Here is a 14,342-nt window from a genome sequence, read left to right on the forward strand (position 1 = left end):
GATGGCCCACACGGAAAGGAACAATGATGATCAAGGGACTGGCATTGACGCCACCGGTGATCGGCCGGATCACGATCGGCAAGGTGGTGGAGAAAGGCGGCAAGCGGCTACCGGAGAAGGATGACGAGTTCACGCTCACCAGCCAGGTGCAGGCACGGGACGGGTGGATTCATCATCCGCTGGACGAGAGCCTGCGGGCCAGCGCGGGAACAGCCAAGTTGCGGGCGATTCCGGTGCGGTTGCTGTTCGATGAGGTGGATCTCAACCTGCGGGCGAACTACAGCCTGTTCGACCGGGCGAGCGGACGGCCGGTGTGTGTCGGGAATGGGGAGACCTGCAAGCGGGCGACCGCCAGCGGCATTCAGGGCCTGCCCTGCCCGACGCCGCAGGGCTGTGAGTTCGGCCAGGGAATCTGCAAGCCCTACGGGCGCCTCAATGTGCGGATCGGGGAGGACGATGAGTTGGGGAGCTTCGTGTTCCGGACGACAGGCTTCAACAGCATCCGAACCTTGGCCGCACGGCTCACCTACTTCTTTGCGTTGTCGGGCGGGATGTTGTCGTGCCTGCCGCTGGAGTTGCGGCTGCGGGGGAAGTCCACGACGCAGTCGCATCGAGCACCGATCTACTACGTGGATCTGACGGTGCGGTCAGGGATGACGCTGGCGGAAGCCTTGGCCGAAGGGAAAGCGGAGCGGGCACGACGCAGGGAAGCGGGGTTTGATCAGGCGGCGCTGGATCTGGCGGCGCGGGTGGGGTTTGCGAATGGGGCGTTCGAGGAACTCGACGAGGACGGAACGGCGGTGGTCGAAGAGTTCTATCCGGAAATCGGCGCAGCCGGTTCGGAGGCTAGCGCGGACACAGTTCCGGCGGACATGCCGGTCAATCCCTTGCGGAATCGACTGGATCGTCGCTTGAACGAAGGACGGCATTCCGCCCAAGGTCGCGTAGGGAGCAATTAACCTTCTGTGCCCTCGCCGCATGGGTTACCAACCGGTCACCGGGGCGGCTGGGGTGCCGTTACCGACTGGCGTGGCTCCACGGCGCCAGACGCCTCTTCGCGTGGAGCATCGCTGACCAGCACCCCATTCAGCGAATACCAGTTCGGGATGCCCAGTTGGCGGTTGCGTTGCTGGGCCTCTCGCACCGCCGCGTTTCCAATCCGGATCAACTCGGCCGACCAGTGTTCATGCGGTGCTGTCTTCATCGTCGCCCTGCTACAAGAAAGACTGAAAGATCGTCGTAGATCACCCTGCGATCCTACTCGGCCTCAGTGCTCACGGTTCGCTCCAACTACGGGCTGCCACCCCTGATTTTTTTTGTTGCCGTTGAGCTTGCTGGCTATAGGAGCGATCAGTTCAGCAAAACGAAGCAACGTGGCAGGTGCCGACCGAGCCGGGACACCGAACCCACCGCTTCGCGAGGTCAGGTCGTCAGATTACACCGGAGCGAGCCTGCTCCCTAAGCGGGTATGAGCGCAGGAGTCAGAACTTTATCCAGCCCTGTCCAACGATGATCAACCGAAGCCAGCCTGCCATGGCATACCAGATGGCACACCACCGAACGACAAAAACAAAAAAGCCCTTGAAAATCAAGGGCTTTTCTGAGTTTCTTGGCGGAGAGTGAGGGATTCGAACCCTCGATGCAAGTTTTAGCTCGCATGCTCCCTTAGCAGGGGAGTGCCTTCGACCTCTCGGCCAACTCTCCCGTCAAGAGCTGCGCATTGTAGACATGCTGCAGCTCTTTGTCAAATCAAGATTACGCTTGATCGAGGCCGAAAGCGCGGTGCAGCACGCGGACAGCCAGTTCGAGGTACTTTTCGTCGATGACGACGGAAATCTTGATCTCGGAGGTGGAGATCATCTGAATGTTGATGCCTTCCTCGGCCAGCGTGCGGAACATGCGCGACGCGACGCCCGGGTGGGAGCGCATGCCGACGCCGACGATGGACACCTTGGCCATCGTGCGGTCGCCTTGGATCTCACGAGCGCCGATGTGGCCCTGGACCTGCTCGAGGATCTTGTTGGTCTTATCGAAATCACCACGGCTGACAGTGAAGGAGAAATCGGTGGTGCCGTCATGGCCGACATTCTGGATGATCATGTCCACATCGACATTGGCATCCGCCACCGGGCCGAGGATCTGGTAGGCGATGCCCGGCTTGTCCGGCACGCCCTGCACGGTGATCTTGGCTTCGTCGCGATTGAAAGCAATGCCGGAGATGATCGGCTGTTCCATGTTCTTGTCTTCCTCAACGGTAATCAGGGTGCCCTCACCTTCCTCCTGGAAGCTGGAGAGAACACGAAGCTTCACTTTGTACTTGCCGGCAAATTCCACGGAGCGGATCTGCAGCACCTTGGAACCCAGGCTGGCCATTTCCAGCATCTCTTCGAAGGTGATGGTGTCCAGCTTGCGGGCTTCCGGCACGACGCGCGGGTCGGTGGTGTACACGCCGTCCACGTCGGTGTAGATCTGGCATTCATCGGCCTGAATAGCCGCCGCCAGCGCAACGCCGGTGGTGTCGGAACCGCCACGACCCAGCGTAGTAATGTTGCCGGCTTCGTCCACACCCTGGAAACCCGCCACGACCACGACAGCACCGGCATCCAGATCGCGGCGGATGTTGTCGCCGTCGATGTCAAGAATGCGCGCCTTGGTGTAGGAGTCGTCGGTCAGGATGCGCACCTGGCCGCCGGTGTAGCTACGTGCCTTGATGCCCAGTTCTTCGAGCGCCATGCACAGCAGGCCGATGGTGACCTGCTCGCCGGTGGAGATCACCACGTCGAGCTCGCGGGGGCTGGGATTCGTGCTGACCTCCTTGGCCAGCGCGATCAGGCGATTGGTCTCGCCGCTCATCGCGGACAGGACGATCACCAGCTGGTGTCCCTGGGCTTGGAACTTCGCGACCCGCTTGGCCACGTTCTTGATCCGCTCGGGGTTGCCGACGGAAGTGCCGCCATATTTCTGAACTATGAGCGCCATCTTGACTTCTAAGAAGATGAGGATATGGGAAACCCGTGATCTTAACGGATATCGCTGCGACGTGCAGCCCCACTGATTTTTCCGTAACGATGTGTGCCATGTCACGAAAAATTGCTGTGGAAAACCCTAGTCCATGCAAATATGGCGTTGTATGTGTTGCGAGTAGTGATCTATACTTTCCGACATATAACGAAAGTTATATCAGACAGCAGCTAGTCTGTTGTAAAGACTGACAGAGTGAACAACCCCTTGAGGATGGCAAAATGAAGACCACTGAAAAAGTTGATGTGCGCGAAATCCGCCGTAAGCTCGGTTTGAACCAGTCCCAGTTCTGGTCCAAGATCGGCGTTACCCAAAGCGGCGGCTCCCGCTACGAAAGCGGCCGCAACATTCCGCGCCCCGTACAAGCCCTGCTTCGCCTGGTTCATATCGAACAGGTGGACATCAGCAAGATCAAGAAGGATGACGTCGAAGTGGTGGAATACCTGAAGTCCACCAACCCTGAGCTGTTCAAGACGCTGAAGAAGGAAGCCCGCGCCAAGAAGAAAGAGCGCGTCGCTCACTGAGCAGGTACGAGCCTCAAGGGCTGACTGTCACGGCCAGCCCTTTCTGCCTCAGCCTGCCGGCGATCGATTCGAGTTCGTCGGCACTGAGCTGCTGAAGGTGAATTGCCTCAGGCTGAAAGGACTGACGGGCAAGGCCATATAGCAACACTCCCTTCAGGGAAGCCAAGCCCGCCTGCTCCAGCACCTCCATATAGCTGTCTACAAATTCCGCGGAAGGCACCTTGCCATCCCAGCGGAACATGCAAGTCTGCGCCCATGTCGGGCATAACGACGCACACAGTGCCAGCCTCCGTGCATGCGATTCAGGTCGAATGCTGACGCCGTTGATGCGCGCAATATCAGCCTGCGTGCCCGCATCCAGCTTGAACCACACCTCCCCGCCCGCCTCTGCGAGCAGGCGAAGCCCTGCCTGAACATCGGGCTTGTCCACCTGGCTGCCATTGGTGATCAGGCGTATCGGCACATGCGCCAGCCCGGCTTCGTTGCGGATGCGTACGACCTGCCTGACAATATTCGAGAAGGTCGCACAGCTCGTCGGCTCCCCATTGCCCGAGAACGCGATGTCGCGAATCACGCGTGCGTCCTCCGGCACGTGCTCGGCCATGAACTGGCCGTGAACCAATTCATTAAGGAAACCCGTCAGCTCACGCGCCAGCAGCGCTTCGTCGATCTCGGGCGCCGCACCGCGCACCAGACCGGGAACCTGGCAATAGGCGCAGTGCCAGTTGCAGGCACTGTTTGGATTCAGATTGATACCCACCGACACGCCCCGCGCCCGCCGGGACACGACCGGATAGACGTAGGTCATGTCGATGTAGCTGCGGTTGTGATCCGTCACGGTCAGCATCTGCTGCCTGGTGTTCATGGCACTATCCGGCTCCAAAAACGAGGCGCGTATAATACGGGACCTTTTTTGTTTACCCGGTGCTCCCCATGCGTATCACGCGCCGCCTGGAATTCGACGCGGGCCACCGCATCCCCGACCACGCCAGCCAATGCCGTCACCTGCACGGCCATCGTTATGGACTGGAGATCACCCTCTCCGGCGACATCATCCAGGCCGCCGGCACCCCGGTTAACGGCATGGTGATGGACTTTGCCGACGTGAAGGCCATCGCCAAGCAATACGTGGTGGACGTTTGGGATCACGCCTTCCTGGCCTATCGCCACGACACTGCAGTGGTGGACTTCCTGCAGAGCATGCCCGGCCACAAGACCGTCATTCTCGACGTGGTGCCGACTGCCGAGAACCTGGCCGCAGAAGCCTTCCGCATTCTCGATCCGCTCTATCGGGACAGTTACGGCAACCACCTGCGCCTCGAGCGCGTGCGCCTGTTCGAAACGCCCAACTGCTGGGCCGACGCACTGCGCTCAGAGTAAGCCCAGGCATGGCGGCGCCAGGCAGCGCCGCCATGCCCGACTCCGGCTAGACGATCCGCACCGCCAGGCTGCCGACGCCTTCCACGCCCGCCTCGATGAGGTCACCAGCCACGACCGGGCCAACGCCTTCCGGCGTGCCTGTAAAAATCAGATCGCCCGGCTCCAGCCGGAAATACGTGGACAGATTGGAGATGATCTCCGCCATCGACCAGATCATGTCCGACACATCACCGCGCTGACGGGACTCGCCGTTCACGTTCAGCCACACCTCGCCCTTGCCGGGATGGCCCACAACGGACGCGGGCACCAGCGGAGAAACGGGCGCCGCCTGGTCGAAAGCCTTGCCAAGCTCCCACGGACGCCCCTTGTCACGCAGCGCAAACTGCAGATCGCGGCGCGTCATGTCGAGACCGCTTCCGTAGCCCCACACGTGGGACAAGGCCTCGTCCACGGGAATATCAACCCCACCCTTGCCGATCGCCACGACGAGTTCGATCTCATGATGGAGGTTTGTCGTCGCCTGCGGATAAGGCAGCTCGAACGTTGTCCCCTGCGCCACAGGCACCACCGCGTCTGCCGGCTTGCAAAAGAAGAACGGCGGCTCCCGCGTCGGGTCCGAGCCCATTTCACGGGCATGGGCGGCGTAGTTGCGCCCGACGCAATACACCCGGCGCACCGGGAAAAAGGCATCCTTGCCAACCACCGGCACAGCCACCACGGGCGGCGGAACAATTACGAAATCCATCCAGTCAATCCTTTCCATGTGTTCATGTTGTCCGCATCGGATCACGATGCCGGACCGTATTCGGGGGCGCGGTAACCGGTTACCACCCGCAGCCCGTATTCCATCGCCACACTTCCTGCACCACACCCACAACCGAGGAGACTGGCATGCCCAAGAAAATCCTGATGATCTGCGGCGACTTCTGTGAAGACTACGAAACCATGGTGCCGTTCCAGGCCCTGCTCGCCGTCGGCCACACCGTGCACGCCGTATGCCCCGACAAGAAGGCGGGCGACACTATCGCCACCGCCATTCACGACTTCGAAGGCGACCAGACCTACACCGAGAAACGGGGCCATAATTTTGCCCTGAACGCGACCTTTGCCGACATTCGCGCCGAAGATTACGACGCGCTGGTGGTGCCGGGCGGGCGCGGGCCAGAATACCTGCGCATGTATCCGGCCGTAGTCGAAGCGGTCCGCCACTTCTTCACCGCCAACAAACCGGTTGCCGCCATCTGCCACGGCGCCCAGTTGCTGGCCGGCGCCCGCGTGCTCGAAGGTCGAACCTGTTCCGCCTACCCGGCCTGCCGGGCTGAAGTCGAACTGGCCGGCGGCACCTATGCCGACATCCCGGTGGACCAGGCCGTCACCGACGGCAACCTGGTCTCGGCTCCGGCCTGGCCGGCCCATCCGGCCTGGATCGCCCAGTTCCTGACGGTACTCGGCACGCGGATCAGCCACTGAGCCATCCCCTTCGGCACGACGCCCCCACCCGGCCTAGAATGGCCTGGCGGGGGTGTTCCCGTTAACGGAGTCATCGCAGCATGTGCCAGATCTTCATCAACGCCGACCCCGACCTGTACGCCGGCCGCAGCCGCTCGATCCGCCTGCACGGCGTCGCCACCAGCCTGCGCCTGGAAAACCTGTTCTGGAACGTACTGGAAGAGATCGGCGAACGGGACGGCCTCAGCGTTCCGCAACTGGTCGGCAAGCTGTACGACGAACTCATCGCAAGCGGCCGGCTCGACGAGCACGCGAACTTCAGCTCCTTCCTGCGTGTCTCCTGCATGCGTTACCTGCAGCTGCAGCTCAGCGGACGCATCCCCACCGACGCCGGCGTGCCGATGCGCGCGCTGGACGCCGACTGGGTCCTGGCTGACGAACGGCGGCCTTCCGCCTGAAAGAACCGCGAGATGATCGACCTTTATTACTGGACCACGCCCAACGGCCACAAAATCACCCTTTTCCTGGAAGAGAGTGGCCTGCCTTACCGGATCCATCCGGTCAACATCGGCAAGGGAGAGCAATTCCAGCCGGACTTCCTGCACATCGCCCCCAACAACCGCATTCCCGCCATCGTCGACACCACGCCGGCGGATGGCGGCGCGCAGATCTCCATCTTCGAGTCCGGCGCCATCCTGCTGTACCTGGCCGAAAAGACCGGCCAGTTCCTGTCGTCCGACACCCGCACCCGCATCACCACGCTGCAATGGCTGTTCTGGCAGATGGGCGGCCTCGGGCCGATGGCCGGGCAGAACCACCACTTCGTGCAGTACGCCCCACAGCCGATTCCCTACGCCATCGAACGCTACGTCAAGGAAACCGCCCGCCTCTACGCCGTCCTCGACAAGCAACTGCAAGGCCGCGACTTCATCGCCGGCACCAACTATTCGATCGCCGACATGGCCTGCTATCCGTGGATTGTCCCGCACGAACGCCAGGGCCAGCGCCTGGAGGATTTTCCCAACCTGCAGCGCTGGTTCGAGGCCATCCAGCAGCGCCCGGCCACCATCCGCGCCTACGCGCTCGCCGAAGGCATCAACAAGGCACCGACGGTGGACGACGAATCGAGGAAGATTCTTTTCGGTCAGGATGCTAAAACCGTAAACAAAGCGTGATGGGGCGACGGCACGGCCGGGTGCGCTTCCGGTAAAATCGCGGTTTCCTCTGAAGCCGCTTCTTTTTTCCGGGCCCAAGACCGCTTCACCCATCACCCGGCCCGCGTCCCGCTCCCATGACCGCTTCCATCGAACGCTTCGACCAGCTCGACCTCCAGGCCCCGATTCTCGAGGCCCTGGCCGAGATCGGCTACGAAACCCCCTCCCCCATCCAGGCGGCCTGCATCCCGCATCTGCTCGCCGGCCATGACATCCTCGGCGAGGCCCAGACCGGCACCGGCAAGACGGCCGCCTTCGCGCTGCCCGCCCTCGACCGTGTCGACATCAACAAGCGCAGCCCGCAAGTGCTGGTGCTCGCCCCCACCCGCGAATTGGCCATCCAGGTGGCCGAAGCCTTCCAGCGCTACGCCAGCAAGATGCCGGGCTTCCACGTGCTGCCGATCTACGGCGGCCAGAGCATGGTCGTCCAGCTCCGCCAGTTGCAGCGCGGCGCCCACGTGGTGGTTGGCACGCCCGGCCGAGTGATGGACCACATCGAGCGCAAGAGCCTTAACCTCGATGGCCTGACCACACTGGTCCTCGACGAAGCCGACGAAATGCTGCGCATGGGCTTCATCGACGACGTGGAGTGGATCCTCGAACACATCCCCGCCGAGCGTCAGACCGCCCTGTTCTCGGCCACGATGCCGGACGCTATCCGCCGGGTTGCCCACCGCTACCTGCGCGAGCCGAAGGAAGTGAAGATCAAGGCGGCCACCGCCACCGTTTCCACGATCCGCCAGCGCTTCCTGCAGATCGCCGGCGCCCATAAGCTCGACGCGCTGACCCGCATCCTTGAAGTCGAGGACGACTTCGACGCCGCCATCGTCTTCGTGCGTACCAAGACCGCCACCGTCGAACTGGCCGAAAAGCTGGAAGCCCGTGGTTATGCCGCCGCCTGCCTCAATGGCGACATGACCCAGCAGCTGCGCGAGCGGGTCATCGAACAGCTCAAGAACGAGACCCTCGACATCGTCGTCGCCACCGACGTGGCCGCCCGCGGCATCGACGTGCCACGTGTCAGCCACGTCATCAACTACGACATTCCCTACGACACCGAAGCCTACGTGCACCGCATCGGCCGTACCGGCCGTGCCGGCCGTGCCGGCAACGCGATCCTCTTCGTCGCCCCGCGGGAAAACCACCTGCTGCGCCAGATCGAGCGCGCCACCCGTCAGCCGATCGAGCTGCTCAAGCTGCCGAGCCGCGAAGCCGTCGCCGACAAGCGCGTCGCAGCCTTCCGGCAACAGGTTTCCGAAGTGCTGGAATCCGAAGACCTGAACTTCTTCCTCGACGTGATCGCCGGCATGGAAGAGAAGCACGACGCCAGCATCCACGAGATCGCCGCCGCGCTGGCCTTCCTGGCCCAGAAGGACCGTCCGCTGCAGATGCCCGACACCGGCCGGCCCGACATCGCCCAGCTCGCCGCCGGCAAGCCCGAGCCCCGCGCACCGCGCGACGCCCGCGAGCCGCGCGAGAACCGCGGCCAGATCCTCGAGCGCCGCCGCGATTTCGCCGAAGGCCGCCTGGCCCGTTACCGCATCGATGTGGGCCGCGAACACATGGCATCGCCGAAGGACATCGTCGGCGCCATCGCCAACGAAGCCGGCATCGAAAGCCGCTTCATCGGCCAGATCAATCTCTTCGAGGACTACAGCACGGTCGAACTGCCGGCCGATCTGCCCAACGAGGTCGTCCAGATTCTGCGCCGCGCACGAGTCCGTCAGCAGCCGCTAAACCTCCGCCTGGCCAGCCCCGAAGAAGCCAGCCGCGAACGTGGCCGCCCGGGCCCCGGTGGCCGTGGAGCACCACCGAAGAAGCCCTTCCGCAAGGAAGGCTTCAACCGTGACGGCGGCAACTTCAATCGCGAAGGTGGCGGTTTCAAGCCGCGCAAGCCGAAACCCTGATGCAATCCATCAGCATTTTCACCACCTGATCGATCACGGACGCCGCCACCACTCCGAACGCTTTGACAGGCTGGCATCCGTTGCATTCGCCCCACACTTCCACAAAGCCCCCTTCGTGAAGCAGCTAAGCGTCTGATAAAATGTAAAGTTACCGTCATCACCTGGTAACAATTACACATGTTCGGACGCCTGCTGCCCCAAGAGGGGCGCTTTTTTGAACTCTTCAACAGCCACGCGGAACAGATCGTCCGCGGCGGTGAAGCCCTTGTCGCGCTGATGCAGGATCTGGACGGCGCGGAACAACACATCGCCAACATCGAGGCGATCGAGCAAGCCGCAGACAAGATCACCCACGAAACCATCGCCCAGCTCCACAAGAGCTTCATCACGCCGCTGGACCGCGACGAGATCCACGGCCTCATCAATGCGATGGACGACATTCTCGACACTGTCCAGGACGTCGCCGAGTGCACCACGCTCTACCATATCCAGCGCATCACCCCGGAAGCCCTGCAACTGGCCAATGTCAGTCTGTCCTGTTGCACGCGGGTCAAGATTGTCGTCGGCCTGATCGCCAACATGGACAACGCCAGCGCGATCCTGCAGACCTGTCAGGAAATCGACCGCCTCGAAACCGACGCCGACCGCATCATGCGCGGCGCCATGTCCAAGCTCTTCCGTGACGAGCGCGACGCGCTTCAGGTCATGAAGCTCAAGGCCATCTACGAGCAGCTCGAATCCATCACCGATCGCTGCGAGGACGTCGCCAAGATCGTCGAAGGCATCGTGCTCGAAAACGCCTGAGCGCATCCATGGAACACGTACAGATCGGCCTGTGGGTCATTGCCGGGCTCGTGGTCGTCGCCCTGCTTTTCGACTTCATGAATGGCTTTCACGACGCTGCGAACGCCATCGCCACCGTCGTTTCCACCGGCGTGCTCAAGCCCCATCAGGCCGTGGCCTGGGCCGCCACCTTCAACTTCATCGCCTTGTTCGTCTTCCAGCTGAAGGTGGCCAGCACCGTCGGCAAGGGCATCATCGAGCCCTCGGCGGTGGACCACTACCTGATCTTCGGGGCCCTCGTCGGCGCCATCGCCTGGAACATCGTCACCTGGTACTACGGCATTCCGTCGAGTTCCTCCCACGCCCTCATCGGCGGCATCGTCGGCGCAGCGATTGCCAAGGCCGGCAACACCGGCACGCTGATCGGTGCAGGCATCTGGAAAACGGTCGCCTTCATCATCCTCTCGCCACTGTTCGGTTACGTGCTTGGCTCGCTGATCCTCGTCATCGTTGCCTGGGTGTGCCGCAACAAGACCCAGCGCCGGGTGGACAAATGGTTCCGGCGGCTGCAACTCCTGTCGGCAGGCCTGTACAGCCTCGGACACGGCGGTAACGACGCACAGAAGACAGTCGGCATCATCTGGATGCTGCTGATCGCCGCCGGCGTGACCGCCCAGGGTGATCCGGTCCCGATGTGGGTCGTCGTGCTGTGCTACATGGCCATCGGCCTCGGCACCCTGTTCGGCGGCTGGCGCATCGTCAAGACCATGGGGCAGCGCATCACCAAGCTCAAGCCGGTGGGTGGTTTCTGTGCCGAAACAGGCGGTGCAATCACCCTGTTCATTGCCACTGCACTGGGCGTCCCGGTCTCCACGACCCACACCATCACCGGCGCCATCGTCGGCGTTGGCTCGGTGCGCCGCACAGCAGCCGTGCGCTGGGGGATTGCCGGCAGCATCGTCTGGGCCTGGATCCTGACCATTCCCTGCTCGGCGATCATTGCCGCCGGCGGCTACTGGCTCGGTCGCGGCCTGCTGTAAGCAACGCAACTTGACGTCCGCGAGGAGAAGTCCGATCCTCGCGGCCTCAATCCGCCTGGCCCCGTTCAGTTCATGCCCGCTCCCACCCTGAAGCAGCAAAAGACCTTTGCCGTCGTCCGCATCGTCGGCGGCTTCGCCGCTGCCACCGTCCTCGGCTATTCCTTCATCACCAACGTACTGGCCGGCCAACCCGCCGAAGGCCCGGTTCTGCTGACTGGCGTCATGGCGTTGCTGGGCCTCGGCTACGCGGCCTACTACACCCGCAGCCTGGGGCGCATCGCCGAAGCGGAAAAGCAGCACGATCAATCGTGATCCGCTCGCCAGCCCTGCTGGGAGGGCTGCTGACCAGCCTCGCCCTGCTCGCCGGCTGCGCCACCGGCAACGCCCCCGTCGAATCCCGTCCCTCTCCCCGGCTTCCTCCACCGGTAGAGCCCACCCTGCCCGCACGCCCTTTGCCAACGCCGGACGCCCCCCGCCCGACCCCGCAAGCCGTGCCGGCAGCACCGCCAGTAGCGCCTCCGATAGCACAGAAGCCGCCTCCGATCGCTGCCCCTGTCGCCTACCTTGGTGAACGTGAAGGGCGAGCGCTGGTGGCCCGCTTCATTCCGCCGGGAGCCAAGGATCGCGACGGCTGGGCGGCCGACATCTTCACAGCCTTTTCGACACTACGCGTTCCCCCTACGCCGGATAACATCTGCGCCGCCATCGCCGTCATCGAACAGGAGTCCAGCTTCCAGGCCGATCCCGCAGTGCCCGGCCTGTCACAGATCGTGTGGAAGGAGATCGACAGCCGGCGGGAACGCCTGCACCTGCCCAAATTGCTGGTGGACACCGCCTTCCTGAAGACATCTCCAGACGGACGCAGCTACAAGGCACGGGTCGATGCGCTGCGCACAGAGAAGCAGATGAACGCCCTCTTCGAGGACATGATCTCCGAGTTGCCCAATGGCAAGTCCCTGCTCGGCGGCTACAACCCGGTACGCACCGGCGGCCCGATGCAGGTCAGTGTGGCCTTCGCCGAGGAGCAGATCAGGGAAAAGCCTTACCCCTACCCACGGCCGGGCAGCGTGCGCTCCGAAGTGTTCACGCGCCGGGGCGGCGTCTATTTCGGCGTCGCGATCCTGCTCGACTATCCGGCGCCCTACAACAAGCTCCTGTACCGCTTCGCGGACTTCAATGCGGGGCGCTACAGCAGCCGCAACGTCGCGTTCCAGAACGCCGTGGTCCGCCTCAGCAGCCAGCCTATGGCGCTGGACGGTGACCTGCTGCGCTACGTGGATGGCACCCCATCATCGGAGCCGAGCACCACGCTGACTGCATTGCACTCCATTGCGGGACGCCTCGGCATGTCCCGCACGGACATTGCGCGCGACCTGCGCCTCGAGAAGATCTGGCAGTTCGCACAGACACCGCTCTACACCAAGGTCTTTGCCCTCGCCGAGGCCGCGGGCGCCCGCCTGCCGCGGGAGATGCTGCCGCAGATCGACCTCAAGAGCCCGAAGATTCAGCGCAAGCTGACCACCGCTTGGTTCGCCGAACGCGTGGACGGCCGCCATCGCACTTGTCTGGGACGCAATCTTTCGGCGCTGCCCTGAGCGCACGTCACTCAAACCTTCCTTGATCCGGCCCATACGGAAAAGTACGGGCCGGCTTTACAATCGAGTACAGCCTGGGCCACGGGAGCGTGGTCTAATCTGGACTAAAACGATTACCAAGGGAGAAAAGTCAATGAGTTTCCAGGAGCAATACGCAGCCAAGCGAACCACCGCCGCAGAAGCAATCCGTCACGTTCACAATGGCGACACCGTCATCGTGCCGACCGCCGTTGCAGAGCCGCCCGCGCTGCTCGGCGCCCTGTCCGAACACCGTCGCGACTTCCGCGATGTGAAGGTGTCGCAGATCCTGTCGGTACGCAAGTTCGGCTACCTCGATCCGAGCACTGCCGAGCACGTCCGCCATGTGGCCTATTTCTTCAGCGGTGCCACCCGCCCTGGCTTCCGCGAAGGTGTCGTGGACTTCACACCCAGCTACTTCTCCGAAATGCCGCAGCTGATCGATCGCGGCCTGATGCCGGCGGAAGTCGTGTTCACGCAGGTCTCGCCGATGGACCAGCACGGCTATTTCTCGCTGGGCATCGCCGCCGACTACACGATGGCTGCGATCCGCAAGGCGCGGGTAGTGATCGTCGAAGTAAATCCGAACGTGCCCTATACCTTCGGCAACTGCCATATCCACATTTCCCAGATCACCGCCCTCGTCGAAAACGAGGAGCCCATCCTCGAAGTCGGCCTGCCGACCATCGGACCGGTGCAGGAAGCCATCGGCAAGTACGTGGCGGATCTCATCGACGACGGCTCCACTCTGCAGATCGGCTATGGCGGCATTCCCGACGCGGTGGTGATGCAGCTGACCCACAAGCACGATCTGGGCATCCACACCGAGATGATCGGTGACGGCATCCTGACCCTCATCGAAGCCGGCGCAGTCACCAATCGCCGCAAGAACTACCTGCCCAACAAGATGGTCGCGACCTTCGCGCTCGGCTCAAAGAAGCTCTATAGCTGGATGGACCGCAACCCGATGTTCGAGATGCATCCGGTGGACTTCACCAACGATCCCTACCTGGCCGGCCAGAACAATAATCTCGTCGCCATCAACGCAACGCTGGAAATCGACTTCCTTGGCCAGTGCGGCTCCGAGAGCCTGGGCCCGATCCCCTACTCCGGCACCGGCGGCCAATCCGACTTCGTCCGAGCAGCCAACCGCTCGAACGGCGGCAAAGCCTTCATCGTGCTGCCGTCCACCGCCAAGGACGGCGCAATTTCCCGCATCGTGCCGACCCTCACGCCGGGCACCCATGTATCCACCAGCAAGAACGACATCAACTACGTGGTCACCGAATACGGCGTCGCCCAGCTCCGCGGCAAGACCGCCAAGCAGCGGGCCCAGGCCCTGATCGGTATCTCACACCCGGACTTCCGTGAAGAACTGACCGCCGCTGCCCGGAAGATGCATCTGCTGTAA

The 14,342-nt window shown here is 62.8% G+C and carries 16 protein-coding genes and 1 tRNA gene; 12 read left to right on the plus strand and 5 right to left on the minus strand.

Features of this window, described 5'->3' with window-relative positions:
- Nucleotides 1–23 precede the first annotated feature (23 nt).
- Nucleotides 24–959, plus strand: a complete 936-nt coding sequence (locus tag AC1PPK_RS19270) for a recombination directionality factor (protein WP_481114633.1) — start codon at nt 24–26, stop codon at nt 957–959.
- Nucleotides 960–994: 35 nt separating this feature from the next.
- On the opposite strand, the gene AC1PPK_RS19275 is transcribed toward AC1PPK_RS19270, so the two are convergent.
- The 3 genes from AC1PPK_RS19275 to AC1PPK_RS19285 form a co-directional block, all read right to left on the minus strand.
- Complete coding sequence (locus AC1PPK_RS19275; protein WP_481114634.1) at nt 995–1,204, minus strand: hypothetical protein; 210 nt, start codon at nt 1,202–1,204, stop codon at nt 995–997.
- 406 nt (nt 1,205–1,610) lie between these two features.
- Nucleotides 1,611–1,704 (minus strand) — tRNA-Ser (locus AC1PPK_RS19280).
- 51 nt (nt 1,705–1,755) lie between these two features.
- Nucleotides 1,756–2,979: an aspartate kinase gene (locus tag AC1PPK_RS19285; protein WP_481114635.1), complete on the minus strand. Its 1,224-nt coding sequence runs from the start codon at nt 2,977–2,979 to the stop codon at nt 1,756–1,758.
- Nucleotides 2,980–3,242: 263 nt separating this feature from the next.
- On the opposite strand from AC1PPK_RS19285, the gene AC1PPK_RS19290 reads away from it, so the two are divergent.
- Nucleotides 3,243–3,545, plus strand: coding sequence for a helix-turn-helix domain-containing protein (locus AC1PPK_RS19290; RefSeq protein ID WP_481114636.1), 303 nt, complete (start codon nt 3,243–3,245; stop codon nt 3,543–3,545).
- 13 nt (nt 3,546–3,558) lie between these two features.
- On the opposite strand, the gene AC1PPK_RS19295 is transcribed toward AC1PPK_RS19290, so the two are convergent.
- Nucleotides 3,559–4,410, minus strand: coding sequence for a radical SAM protein (locus AC1PPK_RS19295; RefSeq protein ID WP_481114637.1), 852 nt, complete (start codon nt 4,408–4,410; stop codon nt 3,559–3,561).
- 68 nt (nt 4,411–4,478) lie between these two features.
- Between AC1PPK_RS19295 and queD the strand changes: the two genes are divergently transcribed.
- Nucleotides 4,479–4,925: a 6-carboxytetrahydropterin synthase QueD gene (gene queD, locus AC1PPK_RS19300; RefSeq protein ID WP_481114638.1), complete on the plus strand. Its 447-nt coding sequence runs from the start codon at nt 4,479–4,481 to the stop codon at nt 4,923–4,925.
- A 46-nt stretch (nt 4,926–4,971) separates the two neighbouring features.
- Here the strand turns inward: queD and AC1PPK_RS19305 are convergent, their stop codons facing one another.
- Nucleotides 4,972–5,670 (minus strand): fumarylacetoacetate hydrolase family protein, encoded by a 699-nt coding sequence (locus AC1PPK_RS19305; RefSeq protein WP_481114639.1) that lies wholly within the window; start codon nt 5,668–5,670, stop codon nt 4,972–4,974.
- 146 nt (nt 5,671–5,816) lie between these two features.
- Between AC1PPK_RS19305 and AC1PPK_RS19310 the strand changes: the two genes are divergently transcribed.
- The 9 genes from AC1PPK_RS19310 (at nt 5,817) to AC1PPK_RS19350 (ending at nt 14,342) form a co-directional block, all read left to right on the plus strand.
- Nucleotides 5,817–6,395 carry a DJ-1/PfpI family protein gene (locus AC1PPK_RS19310; RefSeq protein ID WP_374483422.1) on the plus strand — a complete coding sequence of 193 codons (579 nt, stop codon included), beginning with the start codon at nt 5,817–5,819 and terminating at the stop codon, nt 6,393–6,395.
- An 80-nt stretch (nt 6,396–6,475) separates the two neighbouring features.
- On the plus strand, nt 6,476–6,832 hold the full coding sequence (locus AC1PPK_RS19315) for a ribbon-helix-helix domain-containing protein (RefSeq protein WP_481114640.1): 357 nt from the start codon (nt 6,476–6,478) through the stop codon (nt 6,830–6,832).
- Nucleotides 6,833–6,844: 12 nt separating this feature from the next.
- Nucleotides 6,845–7,549: a glutathione binding-like protein gene (locus AC1PPK_RS19320; RefSeq protein WP_481114641.1), complete on the plus strand. Its 705-nt coding sequence runs from the start codon at nt 6,845–6,847 to the stop codon at nt 7,547–7,549.
- 116 nt (nt 7,550–7,665) lie between these two features.
- Nucleotides 7,666–9,495, plus strand: coding sequence for a DEAD/DEAH box helicase (locus AC1PPK_RS19325; RefSeq protein WP_481114642.1), 1,830 nt, complete (start codon nt 7,666–7,668; stop codon nt 9,493–9,495).
- A gap of 177 nt (nt 9,496–9,672) precedes the next feature.
- Nucleotides 9,673–10,299: a DUF47 domain-containing protein gene (locus AC1PPK_RS19330; RefSeq protein ID WP_079434981.1), complete on the plus strand. Its 627-nt coding sequence runs from the start codon at nt 9,673–9,675 to the stop codon at nt 10,297–10,299.
- An 8-nt stretch (nt 10,300–10,307) separates the two neighbouring features.
- A complete protein-coding gene (locus AC1PPK_RS19335) occupies nt 10,308–11,318 on the plus strand; it encodes an inorganic phosphate transporter (protein WP_481114643.1) in 1,011 nt (336 codons plus the stop codon).
- A gap of 72 nt (nt 11,319–11,390) precedes the next feature.
- Nucleotides 11,391–11,630 carry a hypothetical protein gene (locus tag AC1PPK_RS19340; protein ID WP_481114644.1) on the plus strand — a complete coding sequence of 80 codons (240 nt, stop codon included), beginning with the start codon at nt 11,391–11,393 and terminating at the stop codon, nt 11,628–11,630.
- Nucleotides 11,627–12,913 carry a DUF1615 domain-containing protein gene (locus AC1PPK_RS19345; protein WP_481114645.1) on the plus strand — a complete coding sequence of 429 codons (1,287 nt, stop codon included), beginning with the start codon at nt 11,627–11,629 and terminating at the stop codon, nt 12,911–12,913. Before AC1PPK_RS19340 ends, AC1PPK_RS19345 begins: the two co-directional genes overlap by 4 nt.
- 133 nt (nt 12,914–13,046) lie before the next feature.
- Nucleotides 13,047–14,342 carry an acetyl-CoA hydrolase/transferase family protein gene (locus AC1PPK_RS19350; protein WP_481114646.1) on the plus strand — a complete coding sequence of 432 codons (1,296 nt, stop codon included), beginning with the start codon at nt 13,047–13,049 and terminating at the stop codon, nt 14,340–14,342.

The organism is Zoogloea sp. JDB1, from assembly GCF_056724025.1.

What these genes read in the sequence shown, in the direction of transcription:
- AC1PPK_RS19340 (WP_481114644.1), top strand. Translation starts at nt 11,391, where the DNA reads ATGCCCGCTCCCACCCTGAAGCAGCAAAAGACCTTTGCCGTCGTCCGC.
- AC1PPK_RS19310 (WP_374483422.1), top strand. Translation starts at nt 5,817, where the DNA reads ATGCCCAAGAAAATCCTGATGATCTGCGGCGACTTCTGTGAAGACTAC.
- AC1PPK_RS19270 (WP_481114633.1), top strand. Translation starts at nt 24, where the DNA reads ATGATGATCAAGGGACTGGCATTGACGCCACCGGTGATCGGCCGGATC.
- AC1PPK_RS19315 (WP_481114640.1), top strand. Translation starts at nt 6,476, where the DNA reads ATGTGCCAGATCTTCATCAACGCCGACCCCGACCTGTACGCCGGCCGC.
- AC1PPK_RS19330 (WP_079434981.1), top strand. Translation starts at nt 9,673, where the DNA reads ATGTTCGGACGCCTGCTGCCCCAAGAGGGGCGCTTTTTTGAACTCTTC.
- queD (WP_481114638.1), top strand. Translation starts at nt 4,479, where the DNA reads ATGCGTATCACGCGCCGCCTGGAATTCGACGCGGGCCACCGCATCCCC.
- AC1PPK_RS19295 (WP_481114637.1), bottom strand. Translation starts at nt 4,410, where the DNA reads ATGAACACCAGGCAGCAGATGCTGACCGTGACGGATCACAACCGCAGC.
- AC1PPK_RS19290 (WP_481114636.1), top strand. Translation starts at nt 3,243, where the DNA reads ATGAAGACCACTGAAAAAGTTGATGTGCGCGAAATCCGCCGTAAGCTC.
- AC1PPK_RS19335 (WP_481114643.1), top strand. Translation starts at nt 10,308, where the DNA reads ATGGAACACGTACAGATCGGCCTGTGGGTCATTGCCGGGCTCGTGGTC.
- AC1PPK_RS19325 (WP_481114642.1), top strand. Translation starts at nt 7,666, where the DNA reads ATGACCGCTTCCATCGAACGCTTCGACCAGCTCGACCTCCAGGCCCCG.
- AC1PPK_RS19275 (WP_481114634.1), bottom strand. Translation starts at nt 1,204, where the DNA reads ATGAAGACAGCACCGCATGAACACTGGTCGGCCGAGTTGATCCGGATT.
- AC1PPK_RS19320 (WP_481114641.1), top strand. Translation starts at nt 6,845, where the DNA reads ATGATCGACCTTTATTACTGGACCACGCCCAACGGCCACAAAATCACC.
- AC1PPK_RS19350 (WP_481114646.1), top strand. Translation starts at nt 13,047, where the DNA reads ATGAGTTTCCAGGAGCAATACGCAGCCAAGCGAACCACCGCCGCAGAA.
- AC1PPK_RS19285 (WP_481114635.1), bottom strand. Translation starts at nt 2,979, where the DNA reads ATGGCGCTCATAGTTCAGAAATATGGCGGCACTTCCGTCGGCAACCCC.
- AC1PPK_RS19305 (WP_481114639.1), bottom strand. Translation starts at nt 5,670, where the DNA reads ATGGATTTCGTAATTGTTCCGCCGCCCGTGGTGGCTGTGCCGGTGGTT.